Origin of the sequence: Mycolicibacterium bacteremicum, assembly GCF_002086115.1 — a bacterium.
In the GTDB taxonomy this organism is placed as follows: Bacteria; Actinomycetota; Actinomycetes; order Mycobacteriales; family Mycobacteriaceae; genus Mycobacterium; species Mycobacterium bacteremicum.
Map to the genome: position 1 here is coordinate 157,889 of NZ_MVHJ01000007.1, position 19,632 is coordinate 177,520.

General features: G+C 66.5%; 21 protein-coding genes. 11 read left to right on the top strand and 10 right to left on the bottom strand.

The features are described 5' to 3' along the window. The first annotated feature begins 4 nt into the window (after positions 1-4). The 6 genes from BST17_RS10805 to BST17_RS10830 are packed head-to-tail and all read left to right on the top strand — an operon-like array spanning position 5 to position 7,817. Entirely contained in the window at positions 5-1,204 is a 1,200-nt protein-coding gene (locus BST17_RS10805; RefSeq protein ID WP_083057804.1) for an MCE family protein, read from the top strand. After that, entirely contained in the window at positions 1,201-2,229 is a 1,029-nt protein-coding gene (locus tag BST17_RS10810) for an MCE family protein (RefSeq protein ID WP_083057806.1), read from the top strand. The genes BST17_RS10805 and BST17_RS10810 overlap by 4 nt, the downstream gene beginning before the upstream one ends. A gap of 40 nt (positions 2,230-2,269) precedes the next feature. Then, positions 2,270-3,412, top strand: coding sequence for an MCE family protein (locus BST17_RS10815; protein ID WP_083057807.1), 1,143 nt, complete (start codon positions 2,270-2,272; stop codon positions 3,410-3,412). Beyond that, a complete protein-coding gene (locus BST17_RS10820; RefSeq protein WP_083057809.1) occupies positions 3,409-4,869 on the top strand; it encodes an MCE family protein in 1,461 nt (486 codons plus the stop codon). The genes BST17_RS10815 and BST17_RS10820 overlap by 4 nt, the downstream gene beginning before the upstream one ends. Next, positions 4,866-6,155, top strand: coding sequence for an MCE family protein (locus BST17_RS10825; protein WP_083057810.1), 1,290 nt, complete (start codon positions 4,866-4,868; stop codon positions 6,153-6,155). The genes BST17_RS10820 and BST17_RS10825 overlap by 4 nt, the downstream gene beginning before the upstream one ends. Then, positions 6,156-7,817: an MCE family protein gene (locus BST17_RS10830; RefSeq protein WP_083057812.1), complete on the top strand. Its 1,662-nt coding sequence runs from the start codon at positions 6,156-6,158 to the stop codon at positions 7,815-7,817. 80 nt (positions 7,818-7,897) lie between these two features. Here the strand turns inward: BST17_RS10830 and BST17_RS10835 are convergent, their stop codons facing one another. Beyond that, a complete protein-coding gene (locus BST17_RS10835; protein ID WP_083057814.1) occupies positions 7,898-8,410 on the bottom strand; it encodes an Rv2253/PknI dimerization domain-containing protein in 513 nt (170 codons plus the stop codon). A gap of 111 nt (positions 8,411-8,521) precedes the next feature. On the opposite strand from BST17_RS10835, the gene BST17_RS10840 reads away from it, so the two are divergent. After that, entirely contained in the window at positions 8,522-8,986 is a 465-nt protein-coding gene (locus tag BST17_RS10840) for a hypothetical protein (protein ID WP_234807625.1), read from the top strand. Beyond that, a complete protein-coding gene (locus BST17_RS10845) occupies positions 8,983-9,444 on the top strand; it encodes a hypothetical protein (RefSeq protein ID WP_407937742.1) in 462 nt (153 codons plus the stop codon). Before BST17_RS10840 ends, BST17_RS10845 begins: the two co-directional genes overlap by 4 nt. Here the strand turns inward: BST17_RS10845 and BST17_RS10850 are convergent. The 4 genes from BST17_RS10850 to BST17_RS10865 all read right to left on the bottom strand — a co-directional run bounded on the left by BST17_RS10850 (position 9,441) and on the right by BST17_RS10865 (position 12,804). Beyond that, complete coding sequence (locus tag BST17_RS10850) at positions 9,441-9,953, bottom strand: twin-arginine translocation pathway signal (RefSeq protein ID WP_083057817.1); 513 nt, start codon at positions 9,951-9,953, stop codon at positions 9,441-9,443. The two genes, BST17_RS10845 and BST17_RS10850, sit on opposite strands and share 4 nt — an antisense overlap. Next, complete coding sequence (locus BST17_RS10855; protein WP_083057818.1) at positions 9,950-10,822, bottom strand: Rv1363c family protein; 873 nt, start codon at positions 10,820-10,822, stop codon at positions 9,950-9,952. The genes BST17_RS10850 and BST17_RS10855 overlap by 4 nt, the downstream gene beginning before the upstream one ends. Positions 10,823-10,895: 73 nt before the next feature. After that, positions 10,896-11,312 (bottom strand): Rv2576c family protein, encoded by a 417-nt coding sequence (locus BST17_RS10860; protein ID WP_083057820.1) that lies wholly within the window; start codon positions 11,310-11,312, stop codon positions 10,896-10,898. 214 nt (positions 11,313-11,526) lie between these two features. After that, positions 11,527-12,804, bottom strand: coding sequence for a cytochrome P450 (locus BST17_RS10865; RefSeq protein WP_083057821.1), 1,278 nt, complete (start codon positions 12,802-12,804; stop codon positions 11,527-11,529). A 159-nt stretch (positions 12,805-12,963) separates the two neighbouring features. Between BST17_RS10865 and BST17_RS10870 the strand changes: the two genes are divergently transcribed. Next, a complete protein-coding gene (locus BST17_RS10870) occupies positions 12,964-13,635 on the top strand; it encodes a TetR/AcrR family transcriptional regulator (protein ID WP_083057822.1) in 672 nt (223 codons plus the stop codon). Here BST17_RS10870 and BST17_RS10875 read toward each other — a convergent pair. The 5 genes from BST17_RS10875 to BST17_RS10895 form a co-directional block, all read right to left on the bottom strand. Beyond that, entirely contained in the window at positions 13,632-13,910 is a 279-nt protein-coding gene (locus BST17_RS10875; RefSeq protein WP_083057944.1) for a cytochrome C oxidase subunit IV family protein, read from the bottom strand. The two genes, BST17_RS10870 and BST17_RS10875, sit on opposite strands and share 4 nt — an antisense overlap. 5 nt (positions 13,911-13,915) lie before the next feature. Beyond that, positions 13,916-14,437, bottom strand: coding sequence for a cytochrome c oxidase subunit 3 (locus BST17_RS10880; protein WP_407937743.1), 522 nt, complete (start codon positions 14,435-14,437; stop codon positions 13,916-13,918). Between the two features lie 59 nt (positions 14,438-14,496). After that, positions 14,497-15,237, bottom strand: coding sequence for a hypothetical protein (locus BST17_RS10885; protein ID WP_083057824.1), 741 nt, complete (start codon positions 15,235-15,237; stop codon positions 14,497-14,499). Then, the gene (locus BST17_RS10890; protein WP_083057825.1) at positions 15,234-15,938 is read right to left on the bottom strand and encodes a hypothetical protein; all 705 of its coding nucleotides are present in this window, start codon (positions 15,936-15,938) and stop codon (positions 15,234-15,236) included. The genes BST17_RS10885 and BST17_RS10890 overlap by 4 nt, the downstream gene beginning before the upstream one ends. A 94-nt stretch (positions 15,939-16,032) precedes the next feature. Next, entirely contained in the window at positions 16,033-16,752 is a 720-nt protein-coding gene (locus BST17_RS10895; RefSeq protein ID WP_083057826.1) for an enoyl-CoA hydratase/isomerase family protein, read from the bottom strand. A gap of 58 nt (positions 16,753-16,810) precedes the next feature. On the opposite strand from BST17_RS10895, the gene BST17_RS10900 reads away from it, so the two are divergent. Continuing rightward, a complete protein-coding gene (locus BST17_RS10900) occupies positions 16,811-18,406 on the top strand; it encodes an AMP-binding protein (protein WP_083057945.1) in 1,596 nt (531 codons plus the stop codon). Between the two features lie 35 nt (positions 18,407-18,441). After that, positions 18,442-19,632 (top strand): amidohydrolase family protein, encoded by a 1,191-nt coding sequence (locus BST17_RS10905; protein ID WP_083057827.1) that lies wholly within the window; start codon positions 18,442-18,444, stop codon positions 19,630-19,632.

The window sequence follows — 19,632 nt, forward strand, 5'->3', positions numbered from 1 at the left end:
CAGTATGGCAAAGCAAGACAACGTACGCGCCCTGGCCGGGCTGGCCATGCTGGTCGCGATCGTGCTGATCGTGACGCTGTCGGTGGGGCTGTTCCGGGGCAGTTTCACCGAGACGGTGCCGCTGACGGTGGTCTCCGAACGCGCCGGCCTGGTGATGAATCCCGACGCCAAGGTCAAGATGCGCGGTGTGCAGGTCGGCACCGTCGCCTCCATCGAGTCGCGGCCCGACGGGGTGGCGGTCCTGCATCTGGCCATGGATCCCGCTCAGTTGCACCGCATCCCGGCCAACGTCCAGGTCGACATCGCCTCCTCGACGGTGTTCGGGGCCAAGTTCGTCCAGTTGCAGAGTCCGCCGGACCCGTCCGCGGAGCCGGTCCGGGCCGGGGCCACCCTGCAGGGTGATCACGTCACCGTCGAGATCAACACCGTCTTCCAACAACTCACCCAGCTGCTGGACTCGATCGATCCACTCAAGGTCAACGAAACCCTCGGTGCGATCTCGGATGCGTTCAACGGCCGCGGCGAGCAGTTCGGCCGCACGCTCACCGATTTCAACAACTTCCTGGCCAAGATCGAACCGAGCCTGGACAACATGGCCACCATCACCCGGCAGCTGCCGCCGGTGCTGACCGCCTATGCCGACGGCGCGCAGGATCTGGTCACCGCGGTGGACAACACCAGCACGCTGAGCAACAGCATCGTCGAGGAGCAGGACAACCTGGACGCGTTCCTCATCAGCGCAACCGGCCTGGCCGATGTGGGCATCGAGGTGGTCGGCGGAAACCGCCAGGCGCTGCGCGACCTGGCCCACATCCTGGTGCCGACCACCGAATTGCTGGCCAAGTATCACGAGGGGCTCGGCTGCGGTATCGGCGGCATCGTCCCGTTCTCGAAGTCCCCGCCGTTCAACGTGCCGGGCATCATCATCTCGGCGAGTCTGACCCTGGGTGCCGAGCGCTACCGCTATCCGCAGGATCTGCCGCGGGTGGCCGCCAAGGCGGACCGGTCCTACTGCAAGGAATACGGGCTGCCGGATGTGCCGCCGGAGTACCGGGTGCCCGCGCTGGTGGCCGACACCGGGGCCAACGGCTATCAGTACGGAAACCAGGGCATCCTGCTCAATTCCGATGGCCTCAAGCAGATGTTGTTCGGACCGTTGGGTGGCCCGCCACGCAACAGCGCACAGATTGGGATGCCCGGATGACGGGATCACGCGGAGTCATCATCAAGTTCGGCATCTTCTCGGTGGTGATGCTGGTGCTGACCGGTGCGCTGTTCGCGGTCTTCTCCGAGGTACGGACCGGTTCCACCCAGGGGTACTCGGCGGTGTTCACGGATGCCTCCCGGCTCAAAGCCGGTGACAGCGTGCGGGTTGCCGGCATCCGAGTGGGCACCGTGGACGGTGTGTCGCTGCAGTCCGACGGGACGGTGCTGGTCGAGTTCGACGCCGATCGGTCGGTGGCGTTGACGACCGGTACCAAGGCGGCCGTGCGGTACCTGAACCTGGTCGGCGACCGCTATCTGGAACTGCTGGACGGGCCGGGTTCGACCCAGCTGCAGCCGGCCGGCGCGCAGATCCCGGTGGAGCGCACCGCACCGGCGCTTGATCTGGACCTGTTGCTCGGCGGCCTCAAACCGGTGATCCAAGGGCTCAACCCGCAGGATGTCAACGCGCTGACCGCCTCGCTCATCCAGATCATGCAGGGCCAGGGCGGCACCATCGAATCCCTGTTGTCCAAGACCTCGTCGTTCAGCACCGAACTGGCCGACAACAATCAGGTAGTCGAATCGCTGATCGACGAGTTGCGCACCGTGCTGGACACATTGGCCAAGGACGGCGACCGGTTCTCCGGAGCCGTCGACCGCATCCAGCGGCTGGTGAGCGGTCTGCACGAGGATCGTGATCCGATCGCCACCGCGATCGAGGCGCTCGACAATGGCACCGCATCGCTGGCCGACTTCCTCGGGAACGCGCGCCAACCACTGGCCGGCACCATCGCCCAGGTGAACCGGTTGGCGGCCAACATCGATGCGGGCAAGGAGTCCCTGGACACCTCCCTGCAGAAGGCCCCGGAGAACTACCGCAAGGCGATCCGGCTGGGCGCCTACGGCGGCTTCATCCAGTACTACATCTGCGGCGTCGCGTTCCGCGCCAGCGATCTGCAGGGTCGCACCGTCGTGTTCCCGTGGATCAGGCAGGAGGAGGGCAGGTGCTCGGATTCATCATGAGGCTCTGCGAACCACGCCCGGCAATGAAGGGTGATCCTCGATGCTGAAGTATCGCGGCGGCCATCTGGTCCGCACCGGCATCATGGGCGTCGTGCTGATGGTGCTCGTCATCGCCGTCGGCCTACAGCCCGAACGCCTCTCGGAATGGGCGAGCTCGGTCCGGTATCAGGCCCGGTTCGCCGAGGCGGGTGGCCTGAGTGTGGGCAACGATGTCACGCTGGCCGGTATCAAGGTCGGGTCGGTGTCGGATATCGGCCTGGACAACGGTGACGCGCTGGTGCTGTTCACCCTGGAGGGCAAGTATGGGCTGGGATCGGATACCGAGGCCCACATCCGTACCGGCACTCTGCTCGGTGAGCGGGTGCTGGCTCTGGAGCCCGCGGGCAGCGGCCGGATGGGCGCGCTCGACGAGATCCCGCTGTCGCGGACGTCCTCGCCGTACTCGCTGACCGATGCGGTCGGTGAGCTGACCACCAACACCGCGGGCACCGACACCCAGTCGCTGAACCAGTCCCTGGACACGCTGTCGCAGACAATCGATCAGATCGCACCGCAGCTCGGTCCCACCTTCGACGGTCTCAGCCGGTTGTCGCGATCGCTCAACAGCCGCAACGAGAGTCTGGGGGATCTGCTCAGGAGTGCCGGTGACGTGACCGGTGTGCTGTCGCAGCGCAGCGAGCAGGTCAACACCCTGATCCTCAATGCCAACGACCTGGTGGGTGTGCTCAACGATCGCAGGCAGGCGATCGTGAGTCTGCTGGCCAATACCTCCGAGGTGTCGCGGGTGCTCTCCGGGGTGGTGGCCGACAACGAGGAACAGCTGAAACCTGCGCTGGATCGGCTGAATTCGGTCACCGCGGTGCTCGAGAAGAACCGCGACAACATCAGCAAAGCGCTGCCCGGGCTGGCCAAATACGAACTCACCCAGGGTGAGACGGTGTCCAACGGCTTCTACTACAGTGCCTTCGTGCCGAACCTGGTGTTCGGCCAGCTGCTGCAGCCGTTCCTGGACTACGCCTTCGGGTTCCGCCGTGGTGTCAACGCCGGTCAGCCGCCGGACAATGCCGGCCCGCGTGCCGAACTCCCGTTCCCCGTCAACGGGATTCCGCAGCCGGGTGACCTGCCGCCGCGGTCGTTCCCGCCGCCGGTCATCCCGCCGTTGCCCGGAGAGGCTCCGCGATGAGGACACGTAACAAATTGCTGACCGTCGTCGTGGTGGTGGCCGTGGTGGTCGCCGCCGGATTCCTGGTACGCCAGCTGTTCTTCAAGCCGACGACGATCACCGCGTACTTCCCGACCGCGACGGCGATCTACCCGGGCGACGAGGTACGGGTGTCCGGGGTGAAGGTCGGCTCCATCAAGGCGATCGATCCCGAGGGCCAGCAGACCCGGCTGACCCTGGAGGTCGACCCGGGAGTGTCGGTGCCCGCGCAGGCCAAGGCGATCATCGTGGCGCCGAACCTGGTCGCGGCCCGCTTCGTCCAGCTCACCCCGCCGTTCCGGGACGGGGATTCCGATGCCATGGCCGACGGGGCCGTCATCCCCGAGGAGCGGACCGCCATCCCCGTGGAGTGGGATCAGGTGAAGACGCAATTGGAGCGCCTGGCATCCGAACTGGGCCCGCAGAGTGGTGTCGACGGCACATCGGTGTCCCGCTTCATCGACAGCGCCGCCAACGCCATGGACGGCAACGGTGCCAAACTGCGCGAGACGCTGGCCCAACTGTCCGGGGTGGCCCGGGTGATGGCCGACGGCAGCGGCGACATCGTGGACATCATCAGAAACCTGCACGTGTTCGTCGACGCCGTCCGCGGCAGCAGCGAGCAGATCGTCATGTTCGAGAACCGGCTGGCGACGCTGACCAGCGTGGTCAACGACAGCCGCTCGAGCCTGGACGCCATGCTCAACGATCTGTCGGTGGCCATCGACGATGTGCAGCGTTTCGTGGCGGGCACCCGTAACGAAACCTCCGAGCAGGTGACCCGGCTGTCCAATGTCATGCAGAACCTGTTGGACAGCCGGATGTCGATCGAAAACATCCTGCACATCACCCCGACGGCCATCGCCAATACGCTGAACATGTACAACGTCTCCAGCGGTACGCCGTTGGGCTCGTTCGCCTTCGCGAACTTCAGCAATCCGGTGCAGGCGGTCTGCGGCATGATCGGAGCCGTCGAGAACACCACGGCGCCGGAGACCGCGAAGCTGTGCGAGCAGTACTTCGGGCCCGCGCTGCGGCTGTTGAACTTCAACGGCTTCCCGTTCCCGATCAACCCCTATCTGACCAAATCGGCCAGCCCGGACAAGCTGATCTACTCGGATATGCGGCTGGCGCCCAACGGTGGCGGTATCCCGCGTCCGCCGGAACCGCCGCCGACCGTCTCCGCCTACACCGGCGCCGGTGATGTTCCGCCGCCGCCCGGCTGGAATGCGCCGCCGGCGCCGGGCCGCGGGGCCTACGCGCCCAACGGACTGCCCGCGACACCGCACGCCCCGTTGCTTCCCGGTGCGCCCCAGCCGAGTCCGACCACCTTCGACGGCATGCTGCTGCCGGGGTACGGCGGTCCGCCGCCGGGTCCTGCGCCGGGTCCGGCACCCGACGCTCCGCTGTTGCCTGCTGAAGGGACACCACCCGCATGATCGGCAAGGGATCCGCACGTGCGGTGGTGCTGTGCGCCACGGTGGCACTGGCCGGCAGCGGCTGTGCCTTCCACGGGGTGAACTCGCTGCCGTTGCCGGGTGTGCAGGGCAACAGTGCCGACGCCCAGGAGTTCACCGTGCAGGTGGCCAATGTAGGTACCCTGGAGTCCAATTCACCGGTGCTCATCGATGATGCCGTGGTGGGCAGCGTCGGTGACATGACCGTGCGGGACTGGCATGCCGACGTCACGATCCGGGTCAACCCCGGTGTCGTGGTGCCCGCCAATTCGGTTGCCACCGTCGGACAGACCAGTCTGCTCGGTTCGATGCACCTTGCGCTCAACCCCCCGGTGGGCCAGGACCCGTCGGGACAGCTGCCGTCGGGCTCCACCATCGCACTGGCGGATTCGTCGACCTACCCGTCCACCGAGCAGACGCTGTCCTCGCTGTCCACCCTGGTCAACGGTGGTGGGCTGGGACAGATCGGCGACATCATCCACAACTTCAGCACCGCGATGTCCGGGCGGGAGACCGAGATCCGCGATCTGCTGATCCGGCTGGACAAGTTCGTCGGGGTGCTCGACACCCAGCGGGCCGACATCGTCGCGTCCATCCAGCAGCTGAATTCCGTGGCGGGCACTTTCGCATCGCAGAACGACAAGATCGACCGCGCGCTCAAGGATATCCCGCCCGCGCTGGACGTCCTGATCGACAGCCGGCCCCGGTTCACCGCCGCGCTCGATCGCCTCGGCGAGTTCAGCGACACCGCAACGGGTCTGGTCAACGATGCGGGTAAGGAACTGGTGGCCGACCTGACCAACCTCGAGCCGGCGCTGCGTGCGCTGGCCGACATCGGACCCGACATCAACGGCGCCGTCGCCTACGCGTCGGCATTCCCGTACGGACCCAACGCCATCGACCGCGCGGTCAAGGGCGACTTCCTGAACCTGTTCGCGGTCTTCGATCTGACCTATCCGCGCCTCAAGCGCACGCTGCTGCTGGGTACCCGATGGGGCGATGAGGACGCGAAACTGATTCCGGCACCCGGGGATCCGTGGTATCTGAACTACTCCTACGATCCGTTGTCGGCACCGCTGGCCCCACCGCCCGCCGCGCCCCCGCCGGCCGGCGCACCGGCAGCACCGTCCGCTCCGCCGCCGGCGACCGGACCGATCCTGCCGGTGTCACCGCCACCGGTCAGCCCGCAGAGCGCACCGCCGGTACCCACGGCATCCATCTTCGCCGGGCCATACGCGCCCGCCGGTTCCCAGGGAGGTGGTGGGTAGATGCTGACTCGCTTCGTCAGGACGCAGCTGATCATCTTCACCGTGGCGTCCATCGTCGGTGTCGCGGTGATGGTGTTCGGCTACATGCAACTTCCCACACTGCTCGGTGTGGGCCGGCTGACCGTCAGCCTCGACCTTCCCGCCACCGGCGGCCTGTACCGGTTCTCCAACGTGACCTACAACGGTGTCCAGATCGGTCGGGTGACCGGTGTCGCGCTCACCGACAGCGGCGCACGGGCGACGCTGTCGCTGGACCGGTCGCCGAAGATCCCGGCCGATCTCACCGCGCATGTGCTCAGTGTTTCGGCGGTCGGCGAGCAGTACGTCGATCTGCGCCCGAACACCGGAGCCGGTCCGTACCTGGAGGACGGCGCGGTGATCGCGGCGGACAACACCACCATTCCGCAGGAGGTCGGGCCGATGCTCGACCAGATGAGCGCGCTGGTCCAGTCGATACCCAAGGACCGGCTCAACGATCTGCTGGGCGAGACGTATCAGGCCTTCAACGGAGCCGGTTACGACTTCCAGTCACTCGTCGACTCCGCGGGCAAGCTGACCCGCGACGCCGACAGCGTGTCCGATGAGATGCGCTCGCTCATCGACAACAGCGTGCCGCTGCTCGACACCCAGGTGCAGACCACCGATGCGATCCGCACCTGGTCGCGCAGCCTGGCCGGGATCACCGATCAGGTGGTCGCCAACGATCCGCAGATCCGCACCCTGTTGCAGCGTGGTTCCGGGTTCGCGCAGGAGGTGTCGGGCCTGTTGACCGATATCAAGCCGACGCTACCGGTGCTGCTGGCCAACATGACGACGATCAGCCAGATCCTGCTGACCTACAACCCAGCGCTGGAGCAGTTGCTGGTGCTGCTGCCGAATTACATTGCCGCACAGCAGTCATTCGGTCTACCGAAAAACAATCCGACCGGTCTGCCGATGGGTGACTTCTCGATCACGATCGGAGATCCGAACCCGTGCACGGTCGGTTTCCTGCCGCCGTCGGCGTGGCGATCGCCGGCGGACACCACCACCATCGACACCCCGGACAACCTGTACTGCAAGCTGCCGCAGGACTCGCCGGTTTCGGTGCGCGGCGCGCGCAACATCCCGTGCATGGAGCATCCGGGCAAGCGTGCACCCACCGTCGAACTGTGCAACGACCCCCGGGGATTCGTGCCGATGGCGATGCGTCAGCACATCCTCGGGCCGTTGCCGTTCGACCCGAACTTGGTCGCCCAGGGCATCCCGCCGGATGATCGTGCCACTTTCCAGGATCAGATCTACGCGCCGACTGAGGGGACCCCGTTGCCTCCCGGGGCGGTGCCGTCGGGGGCGCCGCCCGGTGGCGCCGCCGGGCCGCCTCCGCCGCCGGTGGTGGCGCCACCCGCACCAGTTGCCCCGCCTGCCCCGCCGACGGCGTATATCCCGCCGCCCCCACCGGGTAACTCGGTCAACGGTGTGCCGGTGCCGCCGGTACCCGCGCCGGGAGGCGCGCTGCCGGTCGCGCCGAGTTCCACCGATGGCGGCGGTCCCTCGGTCGCGGTGGTGCCGTACGACCCGGAGACCGGCAAGTACATGACCCCTGACGGTCGCTATGAGCAGCAGACCAACCTCATCGCCGGAGGCGCACCGAAGTCATGGCAGGACCTGATGCCGACCTGATGGCGCAACGCCATCAGACACGGACATCCCCGGCCGTCGGGCCGGGGATGTCCGGTGTGTCCGCGGTGCGGGGGAGGGCGCTACACCCGGTCGAGGCGCAGCGGCATCTCGATGACCGTTGGCGTGTTGCGGCCGCAGGCGCCACCGGGTCCCTCGGTCCGGTCGAATCCGGAGAGCCGCTGCAGATTGTCGACGTCGACCTGGCCGTTGTCATCGTTGCCGAAGAACTGGAAACGCTGGTAGCCGGTCGCCCGGCTGCCGTCCGGGCACGGCAGCCAGTTCGGATGCTCGAGTTCGACGATCCAGCGGTTGATCCGGTACTGGGCCGGGGCCGTCCAGCCCTTGTCGCTGCTGACCGTGCCGTCGCACGTCTGGGCGTCGGTGCAACTGGTGGCGAACGTCCAGAAGGAGACCTGGACCGCCTCGTCCATGAAGACCTCGTTGGTCTTGGCCCACTCCCCGTTGGAGATGACGCGGTAGGTGCCGTTGAGCGCGATGTTGAGGTCGGCGTGCGCCGGCGGCGCGAGACCCGCCCCGGCGGCCGTGCCGATCAGTATCGTTGCTGCGCCTGCTGCAGTACGGAGTGCACGCATGACGTCTCCTCACACTCTTCGAGTTCTCTCGCGCTCCAGCGTAATGCCGAAGTAGAGCGACCCTCGCAGTTTGCGAGAACTTTGTTACCGCGATATGCAAAGGTGGGCATCATGCGCGTCTTCAAGGGTCTGCTGGCCGTGGCATTCGCTGTGGCGGCGGTGATTTCGGCGCCGGCGGTGGCGGTGATCTCGCCGCCCGCGGCGGCCGCGGACCCGGCGCCGCCGGCGCCGCCGGCCGTCGAACCGCCGATGCTGCACGACTGCAACGAACCCGCGTGCACGCCGGGTATCGCGCCCAACATCGTGCTCGGTTCCTATTGCACCAACACCACCTACTACGCGTTCGGCGTGACATCCTGGGGCCGGCTGGTCTTCTGTGGCTCGCCGCGCCGCTACGAGCCACGCTGGTTCCGGGCCACCGAGATGCACGGGGTGAAGGCCGAGGGGGCGCTGTGCTCGAGCTATGACGGCGAGATGGCACAGTCTCCCGACGGGCTGTTCCTGACCTGCGTGACAAAGAACGGTTTCAGCCGTTGGCTGCGCGGGGACGTCTCGGCATCCGATCCCATCCGATGAGGACCACCATGAAAAAGGCACTGCTGGCCGCCGCGCTCACCCCCATCGCCGCCGCGACCGTGGTGGCGGCCCCCGCGGACGCCGAGCTACGGCTGGGCAACTACGAGGTGTGGAGCAACCGCTGGACCGATGCGTCCTGGGTGTGGGCGGTCTATCCGTGCGAGGACTACGACCAGTACGACACACCCACTCCGGACTGCGTTTCGATACAGGCGATTCCCCGCCCGAAGTTCGGTGCGTACTACGGCGGGGAGGCCCATCTGGTGGACGGCCGATGGTCCTACACCACCGATGTTCCCGACGGACTGCGGTGCCCCGGCCACGTCATGCCCACCAAGGACACCTACAGCTGGGATGCCGTCACGTTGGCCGGCACCGTCGAATCACGCTTCGATGTCGGCTGTTTCAACGGTCCGCCCGGGATGAACGTCTGGACGTTCGCGCTGGTCCGTCTCTAGACCGGGTCGAAAGCCGAGATCAGCCAGGTATTGTCGCGCTTCTCCAGCACTGCCTTCACCGCGCTGGCCGAGTAGGAGCCGTCCGGGTTCTCCTTGCTCGTCGTCGTCTGGTTCAGGAACAGCAGCACCTCGGCGCGATCGGGTTCGATGTCGATGATCGCCTTGCGGACGACCGCGGCAGATGTCTGGACCTGCTTCTCCCGTGCCGCCGGTGCCACGATCTCATCGGTGAATTGCGTGTAGTACGACAGGAAGTCGCCGGTGAGGCGATCCTTGGCGTTGGCGAAATCCGCGTCGAGCGTGGCCGGTGAGTACGACAGCAGCGCCACGGCGCCGTCGTCGGCGGCGGTCAGGACGGCCTGTCTGGCGGTTGCGTCGACCTGTTGGTCGGCGCGGTAATCGGTGAAGTAGAGCCAGGCCGCCACACCGACGGAGGCCAGCAGCAGCACGATCAGCAATGCCGGCGCGAGCCACCGTTGCAGGATGGGATTGCGGGTGCGGGATGTCACGGTGCGAACTCGACTTTCGACATCTTGATCTGGTCACCGTCACGGGTCAGGTTCACCGTCAGGCGCCAGGTGCGCGGTTCCTGCTCGGCGCCGGAGGTGTTGGTGACGGTGGAGGTCGCGGTCACCAGGACGACGGCGTCGTTGTCGGTCATCGACTCGACGGCAGCGGCGGTGGCCGTTGCCTCGGTGACCACCTTGGACTCCTTGGCGACGGTCGCGAAGTCCTTGGCCTGGCCCTCGAACTCCTTGCGAAAATCGCCGGTCGAGTTGTCGATGATGCGCTGGACGTCCTCGTCGACGCTGTTGAAGTCCAAGGACATCAGGGTGACGACGCTCTGTTTCGCCGCGGCCGCGTACTCGGCGGCCTGGCGCTGCTCGTCTTCCACGTTGCGATGGTGCATGACCATCAGGACGCTGACGGTGACGAGTGCTCCGATGCTCAGCATGGCGATGGTGGCCGCCGCCCAGCGCAGAACGCGACCGGCGCCGCCGGCCCGGGGCGCGGGTGCGTCGGGTTCGTCCTCGGCGACCTCGTCGTCCTCGGCGACCTCGTCGTCCTCGTCGTCCTCGGTGGCCGATTCGGTGGCCGACTCCGTGGCCGGCTCGGTGTCGGACACCGCGGTGTCCCCGGCATCGGACTCCTCGACCTCGGCGCCCTGTTCGGTTGCCTCGGCCGGACTTTCGCTCTTGAGTCGGATCTCCTCGGCGCGGGCGCGGGCTGCCTCGGCGGTGGCCTCCGCAGCGGCGGCCTCGGCCTCGGCGAGCGCCAACGCGGTGTCCGGGTCGGTCGCGGTCTCGGGCTCCAATTCCTGGGCGGTGGTGGTCAACTCGTCAGGAGTCACCGATTTGCCGGACTTGCGGAAACGCATCGGACCTCCTGTCCGTCATGTGGGCAGCCATCGACCACTCACGCTACCCGAGCGCCGATGCGAGACGATGCTGCTACCAGGTGCGCAGTGAGCAGAGCGCGCCCTTGGGCCCGGCGTCGGTGGCGACCACGACGTCATCGACCCGTAATTCGCACACGAACCCGGGTTCGGCCAATGGAGGTGTGTGCGGGGGAGTGGTGGCCACGACCATGGCCCATTGGTTCGGGTCGGCCAGCATGGCCTCCAGCACCCACGGCTTGCCGGGACCCAGCTCCGCCTCGGCCTTCGGGCTGAAGACATACGGGTTGTGGCTGTAGTCCGCCCAGCTCGGCGGCTGGGTGTCGCGGTAGTAGATCACGGCCTGCATCGGCTCACTCGCGCCGACGGTGTACTTCACGTGGTGCAGAACGGGTTCGGCGGCGGCCGCGGGGGCACCGGCCAGACTGACGACCGCCGCGACGACCGCGGCGTGCACCACGACGGATTTCACAGTGTTCCTCCACGGTTCGGCGTCTTCGGCTGAGCATAGAACGCGTGCGCCGCTCGGCACCGGGAATCGACGATCTCTGCCTTGCTTAATCGGAGAATACCATTCTCCAAAACAGAAATCATGAGACGTGTTTGCTCGACCGACGACATCGGCGCGTCCACACTCGCTGGGCGAGCGTGGACGCGCCGAGGTCCCGAGGGGGTATGGGTGGGTCTCAGCCCAGCGGGGTGTAGGTGATGTTGAGTTCGGTCAGGCCGCGCAGCACGAACGTCGGCTCGTAGTTGAAGTTCTGGTCGCCGATGGGTCCGTGCTTCTCCGGGTCGACCGTGATGTCGCCCATCCGGTCGAGGATCCGCTCGATGGACACCCGTCCCTCCACGCGCGCCAGCGGTCCGCCGGGGCAGGAGTGCACACCGCGGCCGAACGCCATGTGCTCGCGCACGTTCTTGCGGTCCAACCGCAACTCGTGCGGATTCTCGAAGCGGCTGGGGTCGCGGTTCACCGCCCCCGGGAGCACCATCACCGGCGAGCCCGCCGGGATCCGCACCCCGGCGACCTCGGTGGTCTTGCGGGCCAACCGGAAGTCGCATTTGACCGGGCTCTCCAGTCGTAGCGATTCCTCGATGAAGGTCGGGATGAGGCTGCGGTCGTCGCGCAGCTTCTGCTGCACCTCGGGATTTTCGGCCAGCACCCGCATGGCGGCGCTGAGCAGCTTGGTGGTGGTCTCCTGACCGGCGGCGAACAGGAAGGTCGCCGAGCGCACCACCTCGATCACCGGCGGCACCGAGTCGTCGGGGTAGAGCGCGGTGGCCAGTGAGGTCAGCACGTCCTCGCGCGGGTTGGCGCGACGATCCTCGAGGTAGGCGATGAACTTATCGTCGAGGAACTGCAGCGGGTTCTCGTCGACGACCTCCTGCTCAAGTGAACCGACCCGCGCGCCCGGGCGGTCGGCGCCGAGCTTGGTGCGGAACTGCTTGTGGTCCTCCTCGGGTACGCCGAGCAGGTCGGCGATCACCAACAGCGAGAACGGCTTTGCGTACTCGGCGAGGAACTCGCACTTGCCGTTGTCGAGGAACTCGTCGAGCTGGACATCGGCCAGCTTCCACATGAAGTCCTCGTTCTCCTTGAGCCGGCGCGGGGTCAGCAGCCGGTTCAGCAGGGAGCGGGCCTTGGTGTGGTCGGGCGGGTCCATCGTGACCATGTGCTCGAACATCGGCAGTAGGTGGCGGTGCGCCTCGAGCTGCTCGGAGATGTCGTCACCCTCGGGCGTGAACGGCAGCGGCGGGAACGGTCCGCCGAGCGCGACCGCGTTGGAGAACGCATCGGTGTTCTTGTAGACCGCGACCGCTTCCTCGTAGCCGGTGACCGCGTAGCAGCCCCACGGCGGGACCTGCAGCACCGGGTTCTGCTCGCGCAGATAGTCGAAGTAGGGGTACGGGTTGGGCACCAGCGACTGGTCTGTCAGAAAATCCAGGGTCGCGTATTCGCTCATGGTGGGTGGTTCTCCCGGGCTGTGGGGTGGGGGCGGACGTTCGCCGAAACTGCTGTGCACCTGCTTAGCATGTGGGTAGAGTCGTGGTCAAGGTCACAACCGGCGGGTCGATACGATCTCAGTCGGCAGTTCAGGCAGACGAGCGACAAGTGAGGCGAGATGGCCACGACGCGCAGGATCGGTGCGCCGGATGCCAAGAACCGGGGCGTGTTGCTCGATGCCGCCGAGGTCTTGATGATCGAGGAGAGCTACGCGGCGGTGACATCACGTCGCGTCGCCGAACGAGCCGGCCTCAAACCGCAATTGGTGCATTACTACTTCCGCACCATGGACGAACTCTTCCTGGCGGTCTTCCGTCGCCGCGCCGAGCAGGGCCTGGTGGTGCTGGAGGCGGCGCTGAAATCGGCGCAGCCGCTGCGCGCCATCTGGTTGTTCAGCACCGATCCCGCCTCGACCCGGTTGACCATGGAGTTCATGGGTCTGGCCAACCATCGCAAGGAGTTGCGCGCCGAGATCAGCTATTACGCGGAGCGTTTCCGGGAGGACCAGCGGGTGGCGATGACGGCCGCGCTGGAGCGCTACGGAGTGGACCCCGGCGATGTGCCGCCGGTGGTCTGGGCCGTGATCGGTACCAGCCTGTCCTGGGCGCTGGTCATGGAGCAGGCCCTCGGGATGTCCGCCGGGCATGCCGAGACCCTGGAGTTCGTGGAGCGTTGGCTGCGCGAGCTGGAGGGCGAGGCGCTGCCGCTGGAGGAGATCTTCGGTGACCTGGCCGGCAGCGGGTTCGAGGCCGCATCCGGCAAGGTCCGCCCGAGCGCCCCGTCGTCCTAGAGTCCCGCAAAGTACAGGCCCAGTAACGCAGCGAACAGGACGATCACCCAGCCGGACATGGTGAGCCGCAACCACATCGGCGCGTGTCGGACCTCCATGAAATACCAGATCACCAGGTGGGCCTTGACGGCGGCGATCACCAGCACCACGACGGTGACGGTCGCATTCAGGGTGTGGGCGGCGCCGCCGTCGCGAGCGGTCAACCAGGACAGCACCGTCACCGCGGTGAGCACGGCCCATGCGATCGTCAACGGATTGCGGACATAGGACGTCACCGGCCTCACCTCATCACATAGAGCAACGCGAACAGTACGATCCAGAGCACATCGACCATGTGCCAGTAGGTGGCGCCGGTTTCGATCAACGACATCCGCGGTGCGGCAGACCCGTTGAGATCCCGGATGACGAACGACAGGATGACCAGGCCCAACATGACGTGACACAGATGTAGTCCCGTCATGACGAAGTAGTACATGAAGAACAGATTCGTTCCCGGTGTGTTGCCCGCCAGGATCTCCGGCACGTACTCACTCAGCTTGAGTACCGGGAACGCGGCCCCCAAGATCAGCGCGATCACGAACAGCCGCAACGCCTCTGCCGTCCGTGCGGCGCGAGCCGCCGCGGTGCCCAGGGCCACGAACAGCGAGCTGGTGAGTAGCACGATGGTGTTCGCCACTCCGATTCCGAGGTTCACCCGCGCCTGGCCGGCCAGGAACACCTCGGGCTGCTGGCCGCGGTACCAGACATAGGCCAGGAAGTAACCGCCGAAGATGATCAGATCGCCGATGACGAAGAACCACATACTGGATTCGCCCGGAATACGGTTATTCGCCGGCGATCTCGCTACGCTCGCCACGTCGGTCATGCGTTCTCGCCGGTGTCGTCGGGCTGGTTCCGGATGGATCGGTAGATGCAGACGTAGACGATGATCTGCCACGGTACGTAGATCAGCATGGCGAACCAGAACGTCATCAGACCGTTCCAGGCGAACGGGCCGGATTTGGCGATCCACACCGGTGCCGCCATCAGCTCGGTGACGTATTGCCAGACCGTGTAGTAGCCGAGCCATTTCGGCAGCACTCGATTGGTGTCGAGGATGATTGCGAGCCCGAACGCCATCCACATCACACAGAAGCAGCCCAGCGAGCCGATGTAGGCCAGATAACCGAAGTCGTAGAGCATCTGCAGGATTTCGGGATCGTATCCGGCGCGGAACGACCCGAGGCCGAAGCAGAACATCGGGAACAGCATCCCGACGATGGCTCCACTCGTGGATCCGACCAGCAGCGAGTACCGGAACACCGGGCTCACCGACATCCGCTTGATTTGGCTGAGGTACACCGCATTCGACAGCGGGGCCAGGCCGAAGCAGGCAGTCAGGATGGCGCAGGCGATCAGCAGGTTGGGCGACTGCATGAAGTCCACGACCTGGGCCTGGGGGCTGCTCGGGGACCGCGGCGGCATCATCCAACTCAGCGGGACGAACACGATGCCGAACAGGGTGAAGAAGACCGGCACCGTCCAGAAGGCGATCCACTGATCGCGCTTGCTGCGCCGCGCCGCGGCGCCGCGGGCCGGTGTTGCCGTCGCGACACCGCTCACAGGAGGATCGCCTGTTCGCTGCCCTGGCGGTTCACCACCCGCAGCAGCACCGGGAACATCACCACGAGATAGCTCGCGAGCACCGCGATCCGCAGCGTGAAGGTCGCCGTGCCGTCCCAGGCGAGCGGGCCCGTCGTGAACAGTACGGAGAAGGCGCCCGGCACCAGCAGGATGGCGGTGACGACGTTGAAATGCGCCGCCCAGCGCGGGAATACCGGATCCGCGCGCTCGTCGAGGTAGATGCTGACCGCGAAGCACAAGTTCTGCACGACGATGGTGCCGACCGGCGCGATGAAGAAGAACCAGGCCATGTCGTTGAGCAGACTGATCAGCTGAGGGTCACGGTCGGGCCGGAACGCGGCCACGCCCCAGCAGTAATCGGCGAGGATGAACGCCGTGGTGCCGACTCCGACGCAGATGACGTACGCGTAGCTGAACACACTGCTCGATGTCGCGGTGCGGGATATCTGCACGGCGATCACCGCGAACAGTGGCACCAGGGACCCGGCGATCAGATTGCACAGGATGACCACGCCGAGGATCCCGGTGGTGTGGTCGCGGAAGAAGGCCGCCACCTCGTCGGGGGTCAGGGTCGGCGACAGTGGTGGTGAAAAGACCGGGAACACAAGGAAAGCCAGCGCAAACAGGATTGCGGCCGGCGGGGCGGTCCACAACAGGATCCGTTGACCTCTGGTGTTCATCGGCACCCGCCCATCGCTTCCGCTAGCCGTTCGGCTAGCCGGGCATCAGGGTAGCCGATCGGCTAGTCGGCCTCAAGCATCTGGGTCAGGCCTGCTACGGCTTGACCTTCTTCATGACCCGGTCGGCGGCGTCCCAGTGCTCGTCGGAGACCCACAGCCGGGCGAAGGCGGACACCGCCTCGGTGGTGGTGGCCCCGTCGATGACCCGCTTGATCTCGCCGGCCGGGCGGCGGGCCAGCAGCCGCGCCGTCTCGCGCCAGGTGGCGTCGAACTCGGTGCGCGGCACCACCTGGTCGATCAGGCCGGCCCGTTCGGCCGCTGCGGCGTCCAGGATGCGGCCGGTGCCGGCGAGTAGCAGGGCGCGGCTGCGACCGACCAGCTTGCCCAGGCGTTCGGCGCCACCCCAGGCCGGCATGATCGCCAGGGAGATCTGGTTGAAGCCGATCTTGATGTCGTCGGCCGCGATACGGATGTCGGCGGCCACCGCCACCTCGGCGCCGCCGCCGAGTGCGTGCCCGTTCAGCGCGGCCAGCACCGGTCCGGGGAACCCGGCGATGCGATCACAGATGGTGCGCATCCGCCACGCCATCTCGGCGGCCTCGGCCTCGGTGCGCAACGCGGCGAGTTCCTTGAGATCGCCACCCGATACGAAGGCCTTGTCCCCGCCGCCGGTGATCGCCAGGGCCGCGGCGCCGGCGGCACCGTCGAGCGCCTTGCCGAGGGCATCCATGGTGTCCAACGAAATCGCGTTGCGGGCATGCGGACGGTCGATCGTGATGACCGCCAATCCATCCTCGACATCGAGGTCGACCATCAAGCATTCTCCAGATCCGATATTGGCATTCTCGTTGGCTGAGAATAGCATCACCAACGTGCGTCGCATCCCAGCTGAGCTGACCGAACGCTACGTCGAGCAGGGCTGGTGGCGCCCGGAAACGCTCGGTCAGATGTTGGCCGAGGGCCTGGCCGCCCACCCCGAGGCCGGCTTCTACGTGCACTCCGACGTGCGGCCGTACCGGGGCAGCTTCGCCGAGGTCGAACTGCAGGCCCGCCGGCTGGCGGCCGGGCTGCGCGACCGGGGCGTGGGCCCGGGCGACGTGGTCGCGATGCAGCTGCCGAACTGGATGGAAGCCGCCGTCGCATTCTGGGCGTCGGCACTGCTGGGCACGGTGACGGTGCCCATCGTGCATTTCTACGGCCGCAAGGAGCTGGCCCACATCATCGGCACCGCGAAGCCGAAGGTGTTCCTGTCCACCGAGCAGTTCGGCCGGATGGCCTTCCAGCCGGACCTGTGCGCCGAGGTTCCGATCGTGGGTCTCGTGGGACAGGCCGACCGGCGCGGGAACGTGCACGGCTTCGACGATCTGCTGGCCGACGAGCCGCTGGTGGGCACCCTGCCCGCCGACCCGGCCGCGCCGGCGCTGATCGCCTTCACCTCCGGCACGACCAAACAGCCCAAGGGCGTCATCCACAGTCACCAGACGCTGGCCTTCGAGACGCGGCAGCTGTTGGCCAACTACCCGCCGAATCGCGGCCGGCAGCTCACGGCCACCCCGGTCGGTCATTTCATCGGGATGGTCGGCGCCTTCCTCATCCCGGTCATCGAGGGTGCGCCGATCGACCTGTGCGATGTCTGGGATCCGGGCAAGGTGCTGGATCTGATCGAACGCGACGGGCTGTCCATCGGCGGCGGCCCGCCGTACTTCGTCACCAGCCTGATGGATCACCCGCGCTTCAGCGACGAGCATCTGGCCAAGTTCACCACCGTCGGACTCGGCGGGTCGACGGTGCCGGCGGCGGTCACCCGGCGGCTGGCCGACCTGGGACTGTTCGTGTTCCGCGCCTACGGCAGCACCGAGCATCCCTCGATCACCGGGTCCGGACCGACCGCTCCCGAGGACAAGCGGCTGTTCACCGACGGCAACGTGCGCACCGGCGTGGAGATCCGGCTCGGACCCGACGGCGAGATCTTCAGCCGCGGACCGGATCTCTGCCTGGGTTACACCGACGACGAGCTGACGGCGACGGCCTTCGACGCGGAGGGCTGGTACCGCACCGGCGACATCGGGGTGCTCGACGCCGACGGTTACCTGACCATCACCGACCGCACTGCCGACCTGATCATCCGCGGTGGCGAGAACATCAGTGCGCTCGAAGTCGAGGAGGTGCTGCTGGCGATGCCCGCCGTGGTGGAGGCGGTGGTGGTGGCCGCCCCCGATGACCGCCTGGGTGAGCGGGTGGCCGCGGTGCTGCGGATCAGGGACGGTGCGGCCATGCCGACCCTGCCCGAGGTGCGTGCGCACTTCGAGGGGGCCGGTGTCGCCCGGCAGAAATGGCCCGAGGAACTGCACGAGGTGCCCGCGGGCATGGACCTGCCGCGCACCGCCAGCGGCAAGGTGCAGAAGTTCCGGGTCCGACAGTCGTTGGTAACCGCATTACCCAGGGGCATTGCGGCGAGCAAGACATGAGAATATGATTCTCACGAACTGGAAGGGAGAATTCCATGGGGCAGCTGTCGCACAAGGTCGACATTCCATTTCCGCTCTTCGATGCGGACAACCACCTGTATGAGCCGCCGGAGGCGATGACCAAGTACCTCCCGAAGGAGTACAAGGACATCGTCCAGTACGTCGAGATCAACGGACGTACCAAGATCGCCATCAAGGGTCAGATCTCCAACTACATCCCGAACCCCACCTTCTCGGTGGTGGCCAAGCCGGGCGCGTGGGAGGAGTACTTCAAGTACGGCAACCCCGATGGCAAGAGCAAGCGCGAACTGTTCGGGGAGCCGATGAAGGCCATCCCGGCGTTCTTCGAGCCCGAGCCGCGCATCAAGGTGATGGACGAGCTCGGCGTCGACCGCAGCCTGATGTTCCCGACGCTGGCCAGCCTGATCGAGGAACGGCTCTCCGATGATCCGGTCGCGATCCACGTCATCATCCACGCGCTCAACGAGTGGCTGCACGAGGTCTGGGGCTTCAACTACCAGGGCCGTATCTTCACCACTCCGGTGATCACGCTGCCCATCGTCGAGAAGGCGATCGAGGAACTGGAGTGGGCAGTGGCGCGCGGTGCCCGGGCCATCCTGATCCGCCCGGCACCGGTACCCGGCTTCCGCGGGCCGCGCTCGTTCGCACTGCCCGAGTTCGATCCGTTCTGGGAGCGCTGCGTCGAACACGACATCTTCGTCGGCATGCACTCGTCGGACTCCGGCTACTCGCGTTACACCTCCGAGTGGGACGGCGTCGCGCAAGAGATGCTGCCGTTCCAGACCAACGCGATGAACATCCTCAACGAGTGGCGTCCGATCCAGGATGCGGTGGCGTCCTGGGTGATTCACGGCGCGCTGTTCCGGCACCCGAAGCTCAAGGTCGGCATCGTCGAGGCCGGCTCGAAGTGGATGTTCCCGCTCCTGGATTCCATGACCGAGGTCTACAAGAAGGCGCCGGAAGCCTTCCTGGGCAACCCGATGGAAGAGATCAAGAACCGGATCTACGTCAGCCCGTTCTATGAGGAGGGCATCGACGATCTGATCAACCTGATCGGCGTCGACCAGGTCCTCTACGGTTCGGACTGGCCGCACCCGGAGGGCCTGGCGGAACCGACGCACTATGTCACCGCGCTGGATCATCTCTCGGTGGAGGACCAGGCGAAGATCATGGGCGGCAACCTGGGTCGCCTCATCACGACGTAG